The following is a 13,996-nucleotide window of genomic DNA, read 5'->3' on the forward strand; positions in this document are numbered from 1 at the left end:
TGTTGTGCCTGCCACGCAACTCAGGCCGCGCAGCCTTCGGGGCAGCGCAGCGTCTCCGGGCTGGCGGCACACTCAGCGCAATACAAGGTCAGCGTGCGGCAGCTCGGGTTGGAACAGTTCTCGAACTTGCTGGTGGGCGCGGCACAGCGGACGCATTCACCGATGGTCTTGGCGTCCTCACTGAATTCCAGGTGCATGCGCTTGTCGAACACGTAGAGCGAGCCTTCCCAGAGGCCCTGGTCCTTGAACGTTTCGCCGTAGCGGACGATCCCGCCGTCGAGCTGGTACACCTGTTTGAAACCGCGGTTCACCATCAGGCTGGAGAGCACCTCGCAGCGGATGCCGCCGGTGCAATAGGTGACCACCGGTTTGTCCTTGAGGGCGTCGTACTTGCCGGAGTCGAGCTCCTTGATGAAATCGTGGGTAGTGGCAACGTCAGGGACGATCGCGTCCTTGAACTTGCCGATCTGGGCCTCGAAGGCGTTGCGGCCGTCGAAGAACACCACGTCCTCGCCGACCTGTTTGGTGGCCTCCACCAGTTCGTGCAGTTCCTCGGGCTTCAGGTGGGTGCCGCCGCCCACCACGCCGTGCTCATCCACCTTGAGTTCGCCGGGCGCGCCGAAGGAGACGATCTCGTCCCGGACCTTAACGCTCAGCCGCGGGAAGTCCTCCGCGCCGCCGTCGGACCATTTCACGTCGATGCCGTGGAATCCCTTGTATTCGCGTGTGGTCTTCACGTATTGCTTGACGGCGCCGATCTCGCCGCCCACCGTGGCGTTGATGCCGTCCTTGGAAAGGAGGATGCGTCCGGTCAGCCCGAGTTTTTCGCACAGGGCACGCTGCCAGAGCCGCACCGCGTCCGGATCAGCGATGGGGGTAAAGCCGTAAAAGAGCACAATTCGGTTCAAAGCCACGTATTTAAGGGTACTGGGTTGCCGGGCACCGGGCCCGCCCGGTGGCCGGGGCTAAGGTTGGCCCGCTGCGATGGCGGCGTCGCGCCTGTTCAGGGCGGTTTCAGCCGCCCGGTAGCCCAGGACGACGACGGCGAACGGCACCGCGGTGGCCGTCACGGCGTCCGGTGGCCGCGAAAGCATCAGCGCCATTGTTGAGGGCATGATCCCAGAAAGTCCAGCGGGCGCTTCGACTTCCGGTAGATCAGTGCGCCGGCCGCCAGCGGGACGAGCCCGCCGGCAAGCCAGACCCAGTAAGCCACGCCCGTGGCCGTCTCCCAATACCTGGCGCCGCCCACCATGGCCACCATTAAGGCGACACAAACCAGAAGGGACCGCGGAAGGTGATCTTGGACGGTGCCTTGGCGGCGGGCATGCCGTCAGTCTTGTCCTGTCACGATTGCATAAGCAAGTCACATCGGGGGCACCCTACCCCTGTTGCTTGTGTCGGGGCTGGAATACTCTCATGACATGAGTCCGGACGCCTTGGTTGAAGACATCACACGCCTTCTTGAAGTCTGGGTAGCTGGCTGGGCCGGCTGCCGCGGTTACCAGACAACAGTTGAGGGCCGATTCCCCGCCGCACTGCGGGCTGACACCACCGGGGATTGGGAATACTTCGCCCACGACCCCTCCGCTGACGAGTTCGCGGCCCTGGCTGCGAAGACTGCCGAGGCACCGCCGAGGGTCCTGACTATCCTCACCAACGACGTTGCCCGTTTCACGGCGCTGGCCCAAAAACACGGGCTGAACGTCACGTCCGCATCGCAGGCCATGATGATTGTGGACATGGCCACGCAGGATACGGAGGATCCGTGGCTCTCCGACGACGACCTGAACCTGGTCACCTCCGAACTTGACGGCGTCCACCACGCGGTGGTCCGATCGGGTGACACGGTGGCGGCGAGCGGCAGGGTCTTTGTGGTGGGCGAGACCGCAGTGTTCGACAAGATTGTGGTCCAACCCGCGTTCCAGCGCCGCGGCCTGGGCAGCTTCATCATGAAGGCCCTTGCGGCGCAGGCCATCGGACCGGACGTGGAGAACGGCCTGCTGCTGGCCTCCATCGACGGCCAGAAGCTGTACTCCCACCTGGGATGGTCCACTGTTTGCCGCGTGCTTTTGCTGTCCACCTCCGATGAGGGTGCTGACCTTTCCGTGGGGTGATTTTTCCCCGGGTGAAAGAATGTTGGGGTGAACCCCCATGACTCGCTGATTCCATTGCTGGGCCGAGGCCCGGACCCGGAGCAGCTGCGTCATGTCCGCACCATCCCAGCCCGTCAGGCAGTCCACGAACCGTGGCCGGCGTGGGCACACCCGGATCTCGTGGCCGCTTACGGCTCCCTGGGCATCCACGAGCCGTACCGGCATCAGATCCAGGCCGCCAACCTGGCCCACGGCGGCGAGCACGTGGTGATCGCCACCGGCACCGCCTCCGGTAAGTCCCTGGCCTACCAACTGCCGGCACTTGACGCCATCCACCGCTCCGAACTGCGCGTCCTGTCCGAACCGGGAAAAATCCACGACGACGGCGCCGTGACGCTCTATCTCTCCCCCACGAAGGCACTCGCTGCCGACCAGCTCGCAGCCATCCGTTCCCTGAAACTGCCCACCGTACGGGCCGAGACGTACGACGGCGATACCGACCCCGCGTCCCGCCGGTGGATCCGGGACCACGCCAACTTCATCCTGGCGAATCCGGACATGCTCCACTTCGGCATCCTCCCCAATCACGCCTGGTGGGCCAGCTTCTTCCGGCGGCTGCGGTACGTGATCGTGGATGAGGCCCACAGCTACCGCGGGGTGTTCGGCTCGCACGTGGCCAACCTGATGCGCCGGCTGCGCCGCATCTGCGCGTACTACGGTGCCGGGACAACCCATCCAGGGCCGGTGTTCATCGCCGCTTCGGCCACGGCTTCTGAGCCAGGCACATCGTTCGGCCGCCTGATCGGGGCGCCGGTCCGGGCCGTTGCCGAGGACTGCTCGCCGCACGGTTCCACTACGGTGGCTTTCTGGGAGCCTGCCCTGACCGACCGCAAGGGCGAGAACGGCGCCAGGGAACGCCGCACCGCCGTTGCTGAAACGGCCGATCTGCTGGCGAACCTGGTTTCGTCCCGCATCCGGACCATCGCCTTCATCAAGTCCCGCCGCGGTGCGGAGACAATCGCTTCGATCACCAAGCGCCTTCTGGACGACGTGGATCCCAGTCTTCCCCAACGCGTGGCCGCCTACCGTTCCGGGTACCTTCCGGAAGAACGCCGGGCCCTGGAAAAGGCCCTCCGATCCGGCGACCTGCTGGGTGTCTCCAGCACATCCGCCCTTGAACTGGGGATCGACATTTCCGGGCTGGATGCCGTCCTGGTGGCGGGCTGGCCAGGCACCAGGGCGTCGCTGTTCCAGCAGATCGGCCGGGCCGGGCGCGCGGGCCAGGATGCGATTGCCGCGTTTGTGGCCAGCGATGATCCGCTCGACACCTACCTGGTGAACCATCCCGAGGCGATTTTCGACGTGTCGGTGGAGGCCACCGTCTTTGATCCGTCCAATCCCTATGTGCTGGGGCCCCATCTCTGCGCTGCCGCCGCGGAGCTTCCGCTGGGCGTGGCCGAACTGGGCCTTTTCGGCAGCACAGCAGAGAAGCTGCTGGGCCGGCTGGTAGCGCAAGGGTATCTGCGGCGCCGGCCGGCGGGCTGGTTCTGGACGCACTCCCAGAGCGCTGCGGCCATGGTGAACCTTCGTGCCGACGGCGGCGGACCGGTGAGCATCGTTGACGCCGACACCGGCTCCCTCCTCGGGACCATGGATTCGCCCCAGACGCACTACCAGGCGCACACGGGTGCCATCTATGTGCACCAGGGCGACAGCTATGTGGTGGAGGACCTGAACGAAGACGAGCACTGTGTGGTGGTCCGGCGCGCCAACCCTGACTACTACACAACGGCCCGGGACGTGACCCAGATCGAAGTGCTCGAAACACTCCGGACTGAGCGCTGGGGCGATATCGCCGTCCACTTCGGCGATGTGAAAGTGACAACGCAGGTGGTTTCCTTTCAGCGCAAGGCCTTGATTTCAAACGAAATCCTCGGCGAGGAGCCGCTGGAGCTGGGCGCCCGGGACCTCTTCACCAAGGCCGTCTGGTTTGTGGTGGAGAACCGTTCGCTGACAGGCGCCGGGCTCATCGAGGCGCAGTTCCCGGGGGCCCTGCACGCCGCCGAACACGCAGCGATCGGCCTGCTGCCGCTCGTGGCCTCCAGCGACCGCTGGGACATCGGCGGAGTATCCACCGCAATCCACGCCGACACCGGCGTGCCCACCATCTTTGTGTACGACGGGCATCCCGGCGGTGCCGGCTTTGCCGAACGCGGCTTCGACAAGGCAAAGGTGTGGCTCTCGGCGACGCGCGACGCCATCAAGGCGTGTGAATGCGAGTCGGGCTGCCCGTCCTGCGTCCAGTCCCCCAAATGTGGGAACAAGAACAATCCGCTGGACAAGGCTGCCGCCGTCACGCTCATCGACGTCCTCCTCAAAGACGCGCGCGAAATGCCTCTCCGCAGTGCGGAATTCCTGGCGAGCACGGAGCCGTTCAGCACCACAGCCGCTCAGGGCGGCGGTCCGGCCCGCGCCTGACCGGTGGCGGCGCCAACCAGTATGCGTGCATTCAGCTCCGTTCGGACCATGACGGTCTGACCGGCCCCTTCCGTACAGCTGACGAGTGCCGCCTCATGGCGGGCTGCTACCTCGGCGGCCACCGTGCAGGGGTCTCCGGACGTGATCCCGCGCAGGGCATCGGCCGCGGCAAGGGCAGCGAGGTCCGCCGCTGCCGCTGCCCTGCTGGCCATCACTGCGGACTGTGCGAACAGCAGCATCAGGGCCATCGCCATGATGACGACCAGCGCCAGTCCCGCAGCCAGCACTGTTCCGGAACCGCGCTCCGGGTTGTCCCGGAATTGCCTGTTCACAACGGCGCCTCCTCCGCGGCTCCGACCGGCTCCAACCCCGGATTGGCCGCGGCAGCCGGCGTTTCGCTCCGAGTGGTGGCCTTGGCTGTGAGGGTCCAGGGCACAGTTGCCCCCAGCGGCCCGCCCACACCGTCGGCCACCGTAACGCTGAGCCACTCGCCCTCGGCGGCAACGGACGCCGTTGCCGACGTCCCCGCCAAGGTCCTGACGATCCCCTGTACTGAAGCCGGGTCCTCGCCACGGGCCAGCGCCCTGGCGCCGGCCCGCGCCGCCTCCTCGAGCCTGAGCTGCGTGACGCCTGCGGAGGCTCCTGCCAGGAGCAGTGCGAGGAGCAACAGTACTGCCGGCAGCGCTACCGCGAACTCCGCCGTCACGGCGCCGTGGGCATTCCCCGGCCCACGGCGCCAGCGACGGAACCGGCGACGGAACGCGGCCGCCGGTCCCAGCGCCACGCGACTTTCCGCGCCCTGGTTCCGGAAGCGGCCACAGCAGCTGCTCCGGCCATCAGCCCGTGGCAGCGCTGCCGGCGGCAGACTCATGGCAAGGCCAGCGCCGTGCGGATGAGGTTCAGCAGGAATCCGCGCACTTCGTCGCTGCGGAGAATGAAGACGAGAAGGCCGGCGAAGCCAACCGCGGCAAGGGTGGCGATGGCGTATTCGGCCGTCGCCATTCCGGCCTCTGAAGCTGTGAGCCGGGGCCGGAGCTTTTTCGCCTCGCTGGCACCGGGGTAAAGCTCCACGACGTTGCCAGCGGGCTCCGGGTCCTCCTCCCGTTGGCAGGTACACGCGCCCAGTCCTGCATTGGCAAGTACTACGGGGTCCCATGCGGGGGTCCCCGCAACTCCCGTGCTGAGCTCCGTCGCAGGTGCGGCGGAAAGGCGGTTTTGGATGATGGTCATGGTGACGGTTTCCCTTCTGTGCTCCGGCCGAGTTGCCGGCTGATTTCGACTCTTCCCGGCTCCGCAGATCTCGGTAAGTGCAAACATCCCGTAAGTGGATAAGCGCCGCTTGGAGCGGATTGTGGAGGACGGGACGGCGTGTGGAGGAATGGACCCTGGCTCAAATCCCGCGGTCAGGACCCGGACGGCACCAGTGCCAGCAGGACCGGGACTACGCCCAGGCAGATGAAGGCCGGGAGCGAGCACAGACCCAGCGGAATGACCAGCTTCACGCCGAGCGAGGCCGCCCGTTTCTCCGCAGCGCGGAATCTTTCCCGGCGCAACCTTGCGGCCTGTGCGTAAAGGATGGCCGACGACGGCGCTCCGGTCAGGGCGGCGAATCCCAGTGCGTCACGCAATTCCAGGATTTCAGGAAGACGGACTTCGGAACTGCGCCAGGCTGTCTCCCAGTCGGCTCCGATGGCGAGCGCAGACACCACCGGACGCAGCGCCTTGCCGTAGTCCGCGGAGGCCGAGGCTGCGACGAGTTCCAGGGACCGGCCGATGCCAGACCCCGCGTCCAGCATCGCGGCCACGAGCTCAAGCATCATGGCCGTGTCACGCAATCCGTGAAGGCGGCCGCCTTGAGTGAGTGCTTCATCGGCCCCATGCGGCCCGGCGCCCGCGTCCCCTCGCAGTCTGCGCAGTCGCTTTCGGACCCGGCTTGGCTGCGAAAGGGCAAGGCAGGCGGCAGCAGCCAGAACAACGGCCAAGGCAAGCCCCGGCACAAGGATGTCCGTCATGGCACACCGGCCCCGGCGGCAGCACCGACCAGGCGGGCGGACCAGATTCTTCCGGCGATGGTGAGGCCCACACCCGCGGCGAGGGCCGCCAGTCCCAGCGGGGTCCCGATCAGGATGGCCAGGGGATCCACCCCCAGCGCTATTCCCAGGCCCAGTCCCATCAGCGGGAGCCACGTCAGGAGACCGACCGTGGCCTTGGGCCCGGCGAGGGCTGTCTGCCGCGCGGCCTCGGCGTCGTCTTCCACCTCCAGCTGTGCCGCAAAGCGCACCAGGACATCAGCCAGAGGACAGCCGCTGGCTTCGGCAATGTCAAAGCAGGCGGCAAGCTCGCACCAGATCCGTAACTCCCTGCCGTCGGCGCGCGAATGCTCCGCAAGCGCGGCCTTCCGGATCGCCTCAGACACGGGAGCGCCCCGGAACGCTGCTGCCCGGACGGCGCCAAGCATCACCAGGGAGCCTGTGCTGAGGCTCGGACCGCTGCGCCCGGCCGCTGACCCGCGGATTGGTTCCGCCCTTCCGCCAAGGTCCTGCGATGCGCGTGAACCTGCGCCCGTAGGTGCGGAATCTGGCTCCCGACGGCCACCGTGGACCAGCCACAGTTCATCCCATAGCCGTGCCGGAGTGCGTCCGCCCTTCAGCAGCGCAGCAAGCTGCTGCACCACAAGGGTCAGTGGCAGGTCATTCCGTTCCGGTCCGGCACGGAGCAACTTGCGCCACGAACCGCCCGTCCTGGTGCCACCGGCCCCGCCGTGAACCCGAGAGGCGAAGCCTGGTCCTGCACTCCCCACGGCCCGACGGAAACGGCCTGTGGCACCGCCGGGCGGGCTGAAGAGCAGCACGACCGCCAGCACGAGAACCACGGCCAGCAGAACTGTCATACGGCGGCACCCGCCTGGAGGGACAGTCCCAGCCGCTTGCTCATCGCCTCCCAGGCTGGACCGGTGCCGACCTGGCCGCGTCCGGCCTCCAACGCCGGAACCACGGTTAGACCGCCGGGACCGTCCTGCACCACGCCCACGCAGGCAACATGCCGCCCATGGCCGGACCGCTCCACGTGGACCACAACATCCAAGGCGCTGGCTGCCTGCAGCCGGACCGCGTCCTGGCCCATGCCTGCCAGAGCTCCCAAAGCTGTCAGGCGGGCCGGGACAGCGGTGGCCGCGTTCGCATGGATGGTCCCTCCCCCGCCAGTGTGGCCTGTGTTCATGGCGGTCAGGAGTTCCCGCACCTCGGCCCCACGGCATTCCCCCACCACCAGCCGGTCCGGCCGCATCCGCAGTGCCTGCCGGACCAGCTCGCCGAGATCCACTTCGCCGCCGCCTTCGAGGTTTCCGTGACGGGACTCCAGCGACACAATGTGCGGATGGACGGGGTTCAGTTCGGACGCGTCCTCAATCAGGACCAGCCGCTCTGCCGGGGAGCACAGTCCCAGCAGGGTGGACAGCAACGTCGTCTTTCCGGAACCCGTGGCCCCGCTGATCAGGAAACTCAGCCGCTGCTCAACAACCCGTTCAAGGACCTCCTGGACCACGCTGCCGAACATGCCGCCGGCACGGAGTTCGTCCATGGTGAAGACCTTCTCCCTCCGGATCCGGACGCTCAGCAAGGTGCCGGCTGTCGAAATGGGCGGCAGGACTGCGTGGACGCGGTATCCGCCCTCAAGCCTGACGTCAACGCACGGGGACCCGTCGTCCAGCCGCCTGCCGCCGGCGGCCACCAGCCGCGATGCCAGAGCCCGCACCTGTGCCTCGCCGGAAAACGAAACCCCTGCCGGTTCGAGGCCCTGACCCCGGTCGATCCAGACCGAGTCCGGGGCGTTGACGAAGATGTCGGTGACGTGGACATCCCGCGTCAGTTCCTGGAGCGGGCCGAGTCCGTTCAGCTCGGCGCTGATCCTTTCCACGGCGGCAAGGGAGCCGGCAGTCCCCAGCAGCCGGCCGGTGGCCTGGACGGCGGCGGCAACCCGGGACGGGGTGACAGGTCCGGCGTCGGCCATGACTGACTCACGGACGGTTTCCAACAGCGCCGAATCCAAAAAGCCCGGATCCAGGACGCGGGCCTGCCGACGGCGTGCCCCCGTCCGCTGGTCCTGGGGCGACGGCGGCGGGACTGGCCGCTGCGCGCTCACGGCAGGTCTCCGACAGGGAGGTCGCCGTCCAGCAGATCGAGCACTGAGGCGGCGAAATGCCTGACACTCCGTCGCTTGCCCACGTCAAGGAGCCTGCCGTTTTCCCCGGCAGCCGTAACACCGCGCAGCTCCGGAACCCGGCCCTGGACCGGCAGCCCGACGGCGTCCGCAATCAGTCCGGCGTCCAGCGCGGCCCCGGCCTTGCCCCGGACCAGGAGGGCCGCCTCGACCGGCGGGAGTTCATGCAGCAGCCGGGCCGTGGCCACTGCGGCCTTCAGCTGCGCCGGCACAACCACGAGGATGCGGTCGCAGTCCCAGGCAAACATGCGCACGGGTTCGGCGCCCCGGCCGATGTCCACCACCACCAGTTCATAGCCCCGCCGGGCCGCATCCAGTACGCCACCTGCGGTGGCGGCATCCACCGGTGCCTGGCGGTCGCGGCTGCCAGGCCAGGACAGGAAGGAAAACCCGCCGGCTACCGGCAGTGAGTCGGCCAGCTGCTCGGGATCGATGCTTCCGCTCGCGTCGGACAGGTCAGGCCAGCGCAGCCCCGGCGTCTCCTCAGCCGCCAGTGCCAGTTCCAGGCCACCGCCCCACGGGTCACCATCAACCAGCAACACGCGCACACCCAGCCCGGCAGCCGCCTGGGCGATCCAGATTGCCGCGGTGGTGGCACCGGCACCGCCGCAGCCCCCTGTTATCCCGAGGACGAGCCCTCCCGCTTCGGGTGACCGCGACCGGCTCAGGTACTCTGCCAGCCAGGCCGCGGCATCCGGAAGCACCGCCACCCGCTCCGCTCCGAGGGCTGTGGCCAGGTGCCAGAGACTGTCCCCCTCCCCGTTCAGGCCCACCAACACGGCAGGGGCCCGCCGCCGCGGCGGCAGCTCGCGGACATCGCTCCCCACCAACACTGCGGCCGCGGCGTCCCAGTACTTGGCGGCATCAGCCACGTCCGCCACCACCCGCAACTGGCCGCCGGCGGCAGCCACAATCCGTTCCACTTCGCCACGCAGAAAGTCGTAGCCGGTGACCAGGAGAACCTCGGCACCAGCGGGGTCCGGCAGCCAGGCTCCCGCAGCCTGTGCCGAGGCAGGCGCACGGGACGTGGATCCACCGGACCTGGAATCACCGGTCTGGGAACCGCCGGAGTCAGATCCCTGCGAAGAGAAGGGCCGCGCGCGGGACAACTGCGTGGAAGGCCGATCGGAAGGGGGTGGCGATAGCTGGTGCCTGCTCATGCAGCAACTCTCCACCGGACTCAAGGGCGAGAAACAGGGGCATTCCACCGTATGTGGACAACTCCCCAGAACGGCCGATGGGCCGGACAGAAAGACGAGCCGAACGGCCGGACCGGTTACTGCTTCCCGTATTTGCGGTGGACGGCCTGCTTGCTGACCCCAAGGCACAGGGCAATGGCCTCCCAAGACAGACCGGCCTGCCTCGCCTTGCGAACCAGGGCCGCTTCGGCGCGGCCGACCTCCTTCTGCAGTTCCGCCACCGCGTACAGCGCTTCAGCGGGACCTTTCCCGTCCATTGATGCGACCAGCGTTTTCATCCGCTCTACCTCCATTTGTCAACTTTAGTTGACGAGTGGAGGGTCGTCAACACATGTTGACGGCATGGGATTGGGGCTTGAATGTCCCCGCCACAGGGCAGAATTGGACCTATGTATCTGCTGCTCGCCGCCCACGCCCACGGCGCAGCCCTCCAGCAGCTCACCCAGGCCGGCGACCCGCACCCAGACCGCCCCGAACCGCGCCTGATCAGCGCAAGCGAGCTGGCCGGCGTCGTACGCAAGCTGGAAAACCGGCCCCGCGAGGCGCCGCCCCGCTGGATCTGGAACCGGACCCAGGACTGGTACCCCGCCCTGCTGGCGGCCGGCGTGGAACTGGAGCGCTGCTATGACCTCGGCTTGTGCGGCAATATCCTGGCGTATTCGCAGTTCACCGCCCACACGGAGTATGCGCGGAACGCCGACACGGAGTCGTTGGACGATCCCCAGGAGCCGCCCCGCGCCCTCCAGCCGCCGCCCCCGCCGGCGGATCAGGGCGCCCTCTTTGACGATGTCCGCCACCGCGCCCCACGGCAAGGCCTGGCGGAGCTCCGCGCCGAATACGCCGCCCAGCAGGCTGCCCTGGCCGATGCTGCACCGGAAGAAAACAAGCGGAAACGGCTCCAGCTGCTGCTGGCCGCCGAGTCCGCCGGCGCCATGATCGCCGCGGAGATGCAGCACACCGGCGTCCCTTGGCGCGAGGACCTGCACGAGCAGATCCTGGCCGGCCACCTCGGGCCGCGCCCGCCGTCCGGTCACCGCCCCGCGAAGCTGGAGGCCCTGAACACCGAACTGCGGGGGCTGCTCAACTCGCCCGGACTGAACCCGGACTCGCCGCAGGAACTGATGCGCGCCCTGCACCGCAACGGCATCGAGGTGAAAAGCACGCGGCAGTGGGAGCTGATGGAGTCCAGCCACCCCGCCATCGAACCGCTCCTCGCTTACAAGAAACTGTCCCGCCTGCACACCGCCAACGGCTGGGCCTGGCTGGACGCATGGGTAGCCAAGGGCCGCTTCCAGCCCGAGTATGTCGTGGGCGGTGTGGTGTCCGGCCGCTGGGCCTCGCGGGGCGGCGGGGCCCTGCAGATCCCGCGGCAGATCCGCGGCGCCGTCCATGCGGATCCCGGCTACAAGCTCATCGTCGCGGACGCCTCCCAGCTGGAACCCCGCGTGCTGGTGGCGCTGGCGCAGGACTCCAAAATGGCGGAAGCAGCGCGCGACAAGGACCTGTACGCCGGCATTGCCGCCCAGGGGTTCGGCGGCGATCGCGCCAAGGCGAAGGTCGCTCTCCTGGGCGCCATCTATGGCGCCACCACGGGCGAATCGGGGCGCCTGATGCCGCAGCTGGCACGGACCTACCCCCGTGCCGTCGGCTTCGTGGAGCAGGCGGCGCGCGACGGCGAGGCCGGCGGCACCGTGACCACCCGGCTTGGCCGGAGCAGCCCGCCCCCGTCGGAAGGCTGGTACCGGAGCCAGCAGTCGGCCACTGCCGAGGAGCAGCGCCGCGCGGAATCCATTGCCCGTTCCCGCGGCCGCTTCACCCGCAACTTTGTGGTGCAGGGATCCGCCGCTGACTGGGCGGCGTGCTGGCTGGCGGAATTACGACGGCGGCTGCGGGCCTTGCGTGCCGACGGTTCCGTTCAGGCGGAGCTGGTGTTCTTCCTGCATGACGAGGTGATGGTCCACGCCCCCGAGGCCGGCGTCCAGGCCTGCATCCGGGCCATCGAGGAAGCTGCAGCCGCCGCGAAGGAACTGCTGTTCGGCCCCATTCCGGTGGAATTCCCCGTCAGTGTGGCCGTGGTGGACTCCTACGACCACGCAAAGTAGCAAATTCGGTTAGCCCGAAGAAACCTACCCGGGAGTAGCTGGCCGAAGCTCTGTGACCATGGTTACATCGGAGCAGCGACTGAAGCAGGCGGTCCAGCTAATCATGCAAAGAGGCATAACAGGGGAGGTCCGGCATATGGCGGGCAGGTTTGAAATACATCGTGTAAGTGACGAGTGCTATCGGCTCAGGCTCACTGACTCGAACGGAAACACCGTGGCGGTTTCGCCCGACTTCAAGCATCTTGGTGCATTGAAGGACGGCATCAACGCCCTGCGTGAAAACGCAGCAACCGGCATTGTTGTTGATCTTAGGCAGCAGCCGCTCACCAGCTGAGGCGGTGTGCGCGCGCCCGGCGGGCTCAGTCCCGCCGGGCCACACGGCCCCTGCGAGCTACCCCGAACCTAGAAGACCACCTCATGGAGCCGGGTCCGGTCCCACGGCACGGCCCAGCCCAGCTGCTCAAAGAGTCCATCGAGAATGATCCCGGTGAAGCCCCAGACAAGCACGCCGCTGACCGCGAAGGCCGGGCTGCTGAAGGTCCTGCCGTCGCGGCTGACCGTGGCTGTCACCCGGTTGGCGGGGTCCAGCAGGTCCCGGACGGGGATCCGGAAAACCTGGGCGGATTCGGCGTAGTCCACAACGTGCACCGGCGACGGCGACGCCCACCATCCGAGCACCGGCGTCACCAGGAAGTTGCTGCGCGCCAGCCCAAGCTCCTGCAGCACGCCCAGGACCTCCACACCGGCGGAGTCCAGTCCGGTTTCCTCCTCGGCTTCCCGCAGGGCTGCGGCAACCGGGGTTTCGTCCTCGTCGATGGAACCGCCGGGAAAGGCGACCTGGCCGGGGTGGGAATCCAGGGTGTGCGCGCGTTCCAGCAGCAGGACATCAAGATCTGCCGCGGCCAGGGGCTTGCCGGAGGCCGCGGGAACGTCGTCCAGCACACCGAAAAGCATCAGGACTGCCGCCTTGCGGGCTATGGTTTCATCCACGGTCAGTGCCGCCCAGGCAGTGTTCGGCGCAGTGACGTCGCCGCTGTCCGATCTGCGCACCAGGTCGATCAGGTCCTGGCGTGCGCTCACAGGAGCCGCCTCTGCGATTCCATCCGGATTTCAGCGGCGCGGTGCGTCTCGGCCAGCAACCGTTCCAGGAGGCTCTCGCTCCCGGGCGCCAACTCGTATTTAAGGAGTTTGGCAGCTTTGACGGGGTCAGTCTCGCCCAACCCGTAGCTGGGGCACCAGTTCGCTACCGGACACGCGCCGCAGGCTGGCTTCCGTGAGTGGCACACCCGCCGCCCGTGGAACACCACCCGATGCGAGAGCATGGTCCAGTCCTTGGGCTCAAACAGTTCAGCGACGTCGAATTCGACCTGTACCGGGTCCTCGGACGTGGTCCAGCCGAAGCGCCGGGCGAGCCGGCCGAAGTGCGTATCCACAGTGATCCCGGGGACGCCGAAGGCATTGCCGAGCACCACGTTGGCAGTCTTACGCCCCACTCCCGGCAGCGTCACCAGGTCTTCCAGACGGCCGGGGACCACGCCGTCGTACTCGTCCACCAGGCGGGTGCTCAGGGCCAGCACGCTCTTCGTTTTGGCCCGGAAAAAGCCGGTGGGCTGCAGGATCGCTTCCAGTTCGGCGGGATCGGCCTCTGACATGGCCCGGGCGTCCGGGTACCGTGCGAACAGGATCTTAGTGACCTGGTTGACCAGCACATCGGTGGTCTGGGCCGACAGGACGGTGGCCACGACCAGTTCAAACGGGTTTCGGAAATCCAGCTCCGCGTGGGCATAGGGATACTTCTCCGCCAGGGCCTTGTTGATCCGCCGCGCCCGGCGCTTCAACGCCAGCAAAGACTCCGGGGCTGTTGTGGCCGGGCCGGATCCGGGTCTACGGGACGTGGCCACGGGGC

At 67.6% G+C, this 13,996-nt stretch carries 16 protein-coding genes; 4 read left to right on the forward strand and 12 right to left on the reverse strand.

Translation table 11 applies throughout. The features are described from left to right. Positions 1–20: 20 nt before the first annotated feature. Entirely contained in the window at positions 21–914 is an 894-nt protein-coding gene (locus NIBR502772_RS20475; RefSeq protein WP_141141573.1) for a rhodanese-related sulfurtransferase, read from the reverse strand. 51 nt (positions 915–965) lie between these two features. Beyond that, positions 966–1,115 (reverse strand): hypothetical protein, encoded by a 150-nt coding sequence (locus tag NIBR502772_RS22545; RefSeq protein ID WP_168223590.1) that lies wholly within the window; start codon positions 1,113–1,115, stop codon positions 966–968. 306 nt (positions 1,116–1,421) lie between these two features. Here NIBR502772_RS22545 and NIBR502772_RS20480 point away from each other — a divergent pair, with 306 nt between their 5' ends. Beyond that, complete coding sequence (locus NIBR502772_RS20480; protein WP_141141574.1) at positions 1,422–2,114, forward strand: GNAT family N-acetyltransferase; 693 nt, start codon at positions 1,422–1,424, stop codon at positions 2,112–2,114. 27 nt (positions 2,115–2,141) lie between these two features. Then, entirely contained in the window at positions 2,142–4,571 is a 2,430-nt protein-coding gene (locus NIBR502772_RS20485; protein WP_246848609.1) for a DEAD/DEAH box helicase, read from the forward strand. Here the strand turns inward: NIBR502772_RS20485 and NIBR502772_RS20490 are convergent. The 8 genes from NIBR502772_RS20490 to NIBR502772_RS20525 all read right to left on the reverse strand — a co-directional run bounded on the left by NIBR502772_RS20490 (position 4,544) and on the right by NIBR502772_RS20525 (position 10,281). After that, positions 4,544–4,903, reverse strand: a complete 360-nt coding sequence (locus NIBR502772_RS20490) for an Rv3654c family TadE-like protein (protein WP_141141575.1) — start codon at positions 4,901–4,903, stop codon at positions 4,544–4,546. The genes NIBR502772_RS20485 and NIBR502772_RS20490 overlap by 28 nt on opposite strands. Beyond that, positions 4,900–5,349, reverse strand: a complete 450-nt coding sequence (locus NIBR502772_RS20495; RefSeq protein ID WP_371706912.1) for a TadE family type IV pilus minor pilin — start codon at positions 5,347–5,349, stop codon at positions 4,900–4,902. Before NIBR502772_RS20495 ends, NIBR502772_RS20490 begins: the two co-directional genes overlap by 4 nt. An 89-nt stretch (positions 5,350–5,438) precedes the next feature. Next, on the reverse strand, positions 5,439–5,801 hold the full coding sequence (locus NIBR502772_RS20500) for a DUF4244 domain-containing protein (RefSeq protein WP_141141577.1): 363 nt from the start codon (positions 5,799–5,801) through the stop codon (positions 5,439–5,441). A 173-nt stretch (positions 5,802–5,974) separates the two neighbouring features. Beyond that, a complete protein-coding gene (locus NIBR502772_RS20505; protein ID WP_141141578.1) occupies positions 5,975–6,583 on the reverse strand; it encodes a type II secretion system F family protein in 609 nt (202 codons plus the stop codon). Continuing rightward, a complete protein-coding gene (locus NIBR502772_RS20510) occupies positions 6,580–7,461 on the reverse strand; it encodes a type II secretion system F family protein (protein WP_141141579.1) in 882 nt (293 codons plus the stop codon). Before NIBR502772_RS20510 ends, NIBR502772_RS20505 begins: the two co-directional genes overlap by 4 nt. After that, positions 7,458–8,711, reverse strand: coding sequence for a TadA family conjugal transfer-associated ATPase (locus NIBR502772_RS20515; RefSeq protein ID WP_141141580.1), 1,254 nt, complete (start codon positions 8,709–8,711; stop codon positions 7,458–7,460). The genes NIBR502772_RS20510 and NIBR502772_RS20515 overlap by 4 nt, the downstream gene beginning before the upstream one ends. Next, complete coding sequence (ssd, locus tag NIBR502772_RS20520) at positions 8,708–9,949, reverse strand: septum site-determining protein Ssd (RefSeq protein ID WP_371706717.1); 1,242 nt, start codon at positions 9,947–9,949, stop codon at positions 8,708–8,710. Before ssd ends, NIBR502772_RS20515 begins: the two co-directional genes overlap by 4 nt. Positions 9,950–10,065: 116 nt before the next feature. After that, positions 10,066–10,281 (reverse strand): AsnC family protein, encoded by a 216-nt coding sequence (locus NIBR502772_RS20525; protein ID WP_141141581.1) that lies wholly within the window; start codon positions 10,279–10,281, stop codon positions 10,066–10,068. A 96-nt stretch (positions 10,282–10,377) separates the two neighbouring features. On the opposite strand from NIBR502772_RS20525, the gene NIBR502772_RS20530 reads away from it, so the two are divergent. Together NIBR502772_RS20530 and NIBR502772_RS23165 are read left to right on the forward strand one after the other, a co-directional pair. Next, entirely contained in the window at positions 10,378–12,090 is a 1,713-nt protein-coding gene (locus NIBR502772_RS20530; RefSeq protein ID WP_141141582.1) for a bifunctional 3'-5' exonuclease/DNA polymerase, read from the forward strand. A 214-nt stretch (positions 12,091–12,304) separates the two neighbouring features. Then, a complete protein-coding gene (locus tag NIBR502772_RS23165) occupies positions 12,305–12,424 on the forward strand; it encodes a hypothetical protein (protein ID WP_371706718.1) in 120 nt (39 codons plus the stop codon). Positions 12,425–12,492: 68 nt separating this feature from the next. Here NIBR502772_RS23165 and NIBR502772_RS20540 read toward each other — a convergent pair whose 3' ends face one another. Both NIBR502772_RS20540 and nth read right to left on the reverse strand, forming a co-directional pair. Next, positions 12,493–13,170: a CoA pyrophosphatase gene (locus tag NIBR502772_RS20540; protein WP_141141583.1), complete on the reverse strand. Its 678-nt coding sequence runs from the start codon at positions 13,168–13,170 to the stop codon at positions 12,493–12,495. Next, complete coding sequence (gene nth / locus NIBR502772_RS20545; protein ID WP_141141584.1) at positions 13,167–13,991, reverse strand: endonuclease III; 825 nt, start codon at positions 13,989–13,991, stop codon at positions 13,167–13,169. Before nth ends, NIBR502772_RS20540 begins: the two co-directional genes overlap by 4 nt. Positions 13,992–13,996: the final 5 nt, after the last annotated feature.

This window comes from Pseudarthrobacter sp. NIBRBAC000502772 (assembly GCF_006517235.1).
Classification (GTDB): domain Bacteria; phylum Actinomycetota; class Actinomycetes; order Actinomycetales; family Micrococcaceae; genus Arthrobacter.

Bases quoted from the DNA above. Each gene is read 5' to 3' on its own strand.
- NIBR502772_RS22545 (WP_168223590.1), bottom strand. From the start codon at position 1,115: ATGCCCTCAACAATGGCGCTGATGCTTTCGCGGCCACCGGACGCCGTG.
- NIBR502772_RS20480 (WP_141141574.1), top strand. From the start codon at position 1,422: ATGAGTCCGGACGCCTTGGTTGAAGACATCACACGCCTTCTTGAAGTC.
- NIBR502772_RS20500 (WP_141141577.1), bottom strand. From the start codon at position 5,801: ATGACCATCATCCAAAACCGCCTTTCCGCCGCACCTGCGACGGAGCTC.
- NIBR502772_RS20505 (WP_141141578.1), bottom strand. From the start codon at position 6,583: ATGACGGACATCCTTGTGCCGGGGCTTGCCTTGGCCGTTGTTCTGGCT.
- NIBR502772_RS20510 (WP_141141579.1), bottom strand. From the start codon at position 7,461: ATGACAGTTCTGCTGGCCGTGGTTCTCGTGCTGGCGGTCGTGCTGCTC.
- ssd (WP_371706717.1), bottom strand. From the start codon at position 9,949: ATGAGCAGGCACCAGCTATCGCCACCCCCTTCCGATCGGCCTTCCACG.
- NIBR502772_RS20525 (WP_141141581.1), bottom strand. From the start codon at position 10,281: ATGGAGGTAGAGCGGATGAAAACGCTGGTCGCATCAATGGACGGGAAA.
- NIBR502772_RS20530 (WP_141141582.1), top strand. From the start codon at position 10,378: ATGTATCTGCTGCTCGCCGCCCACGCCCACGGCGCAGCCCTCCAGCAG.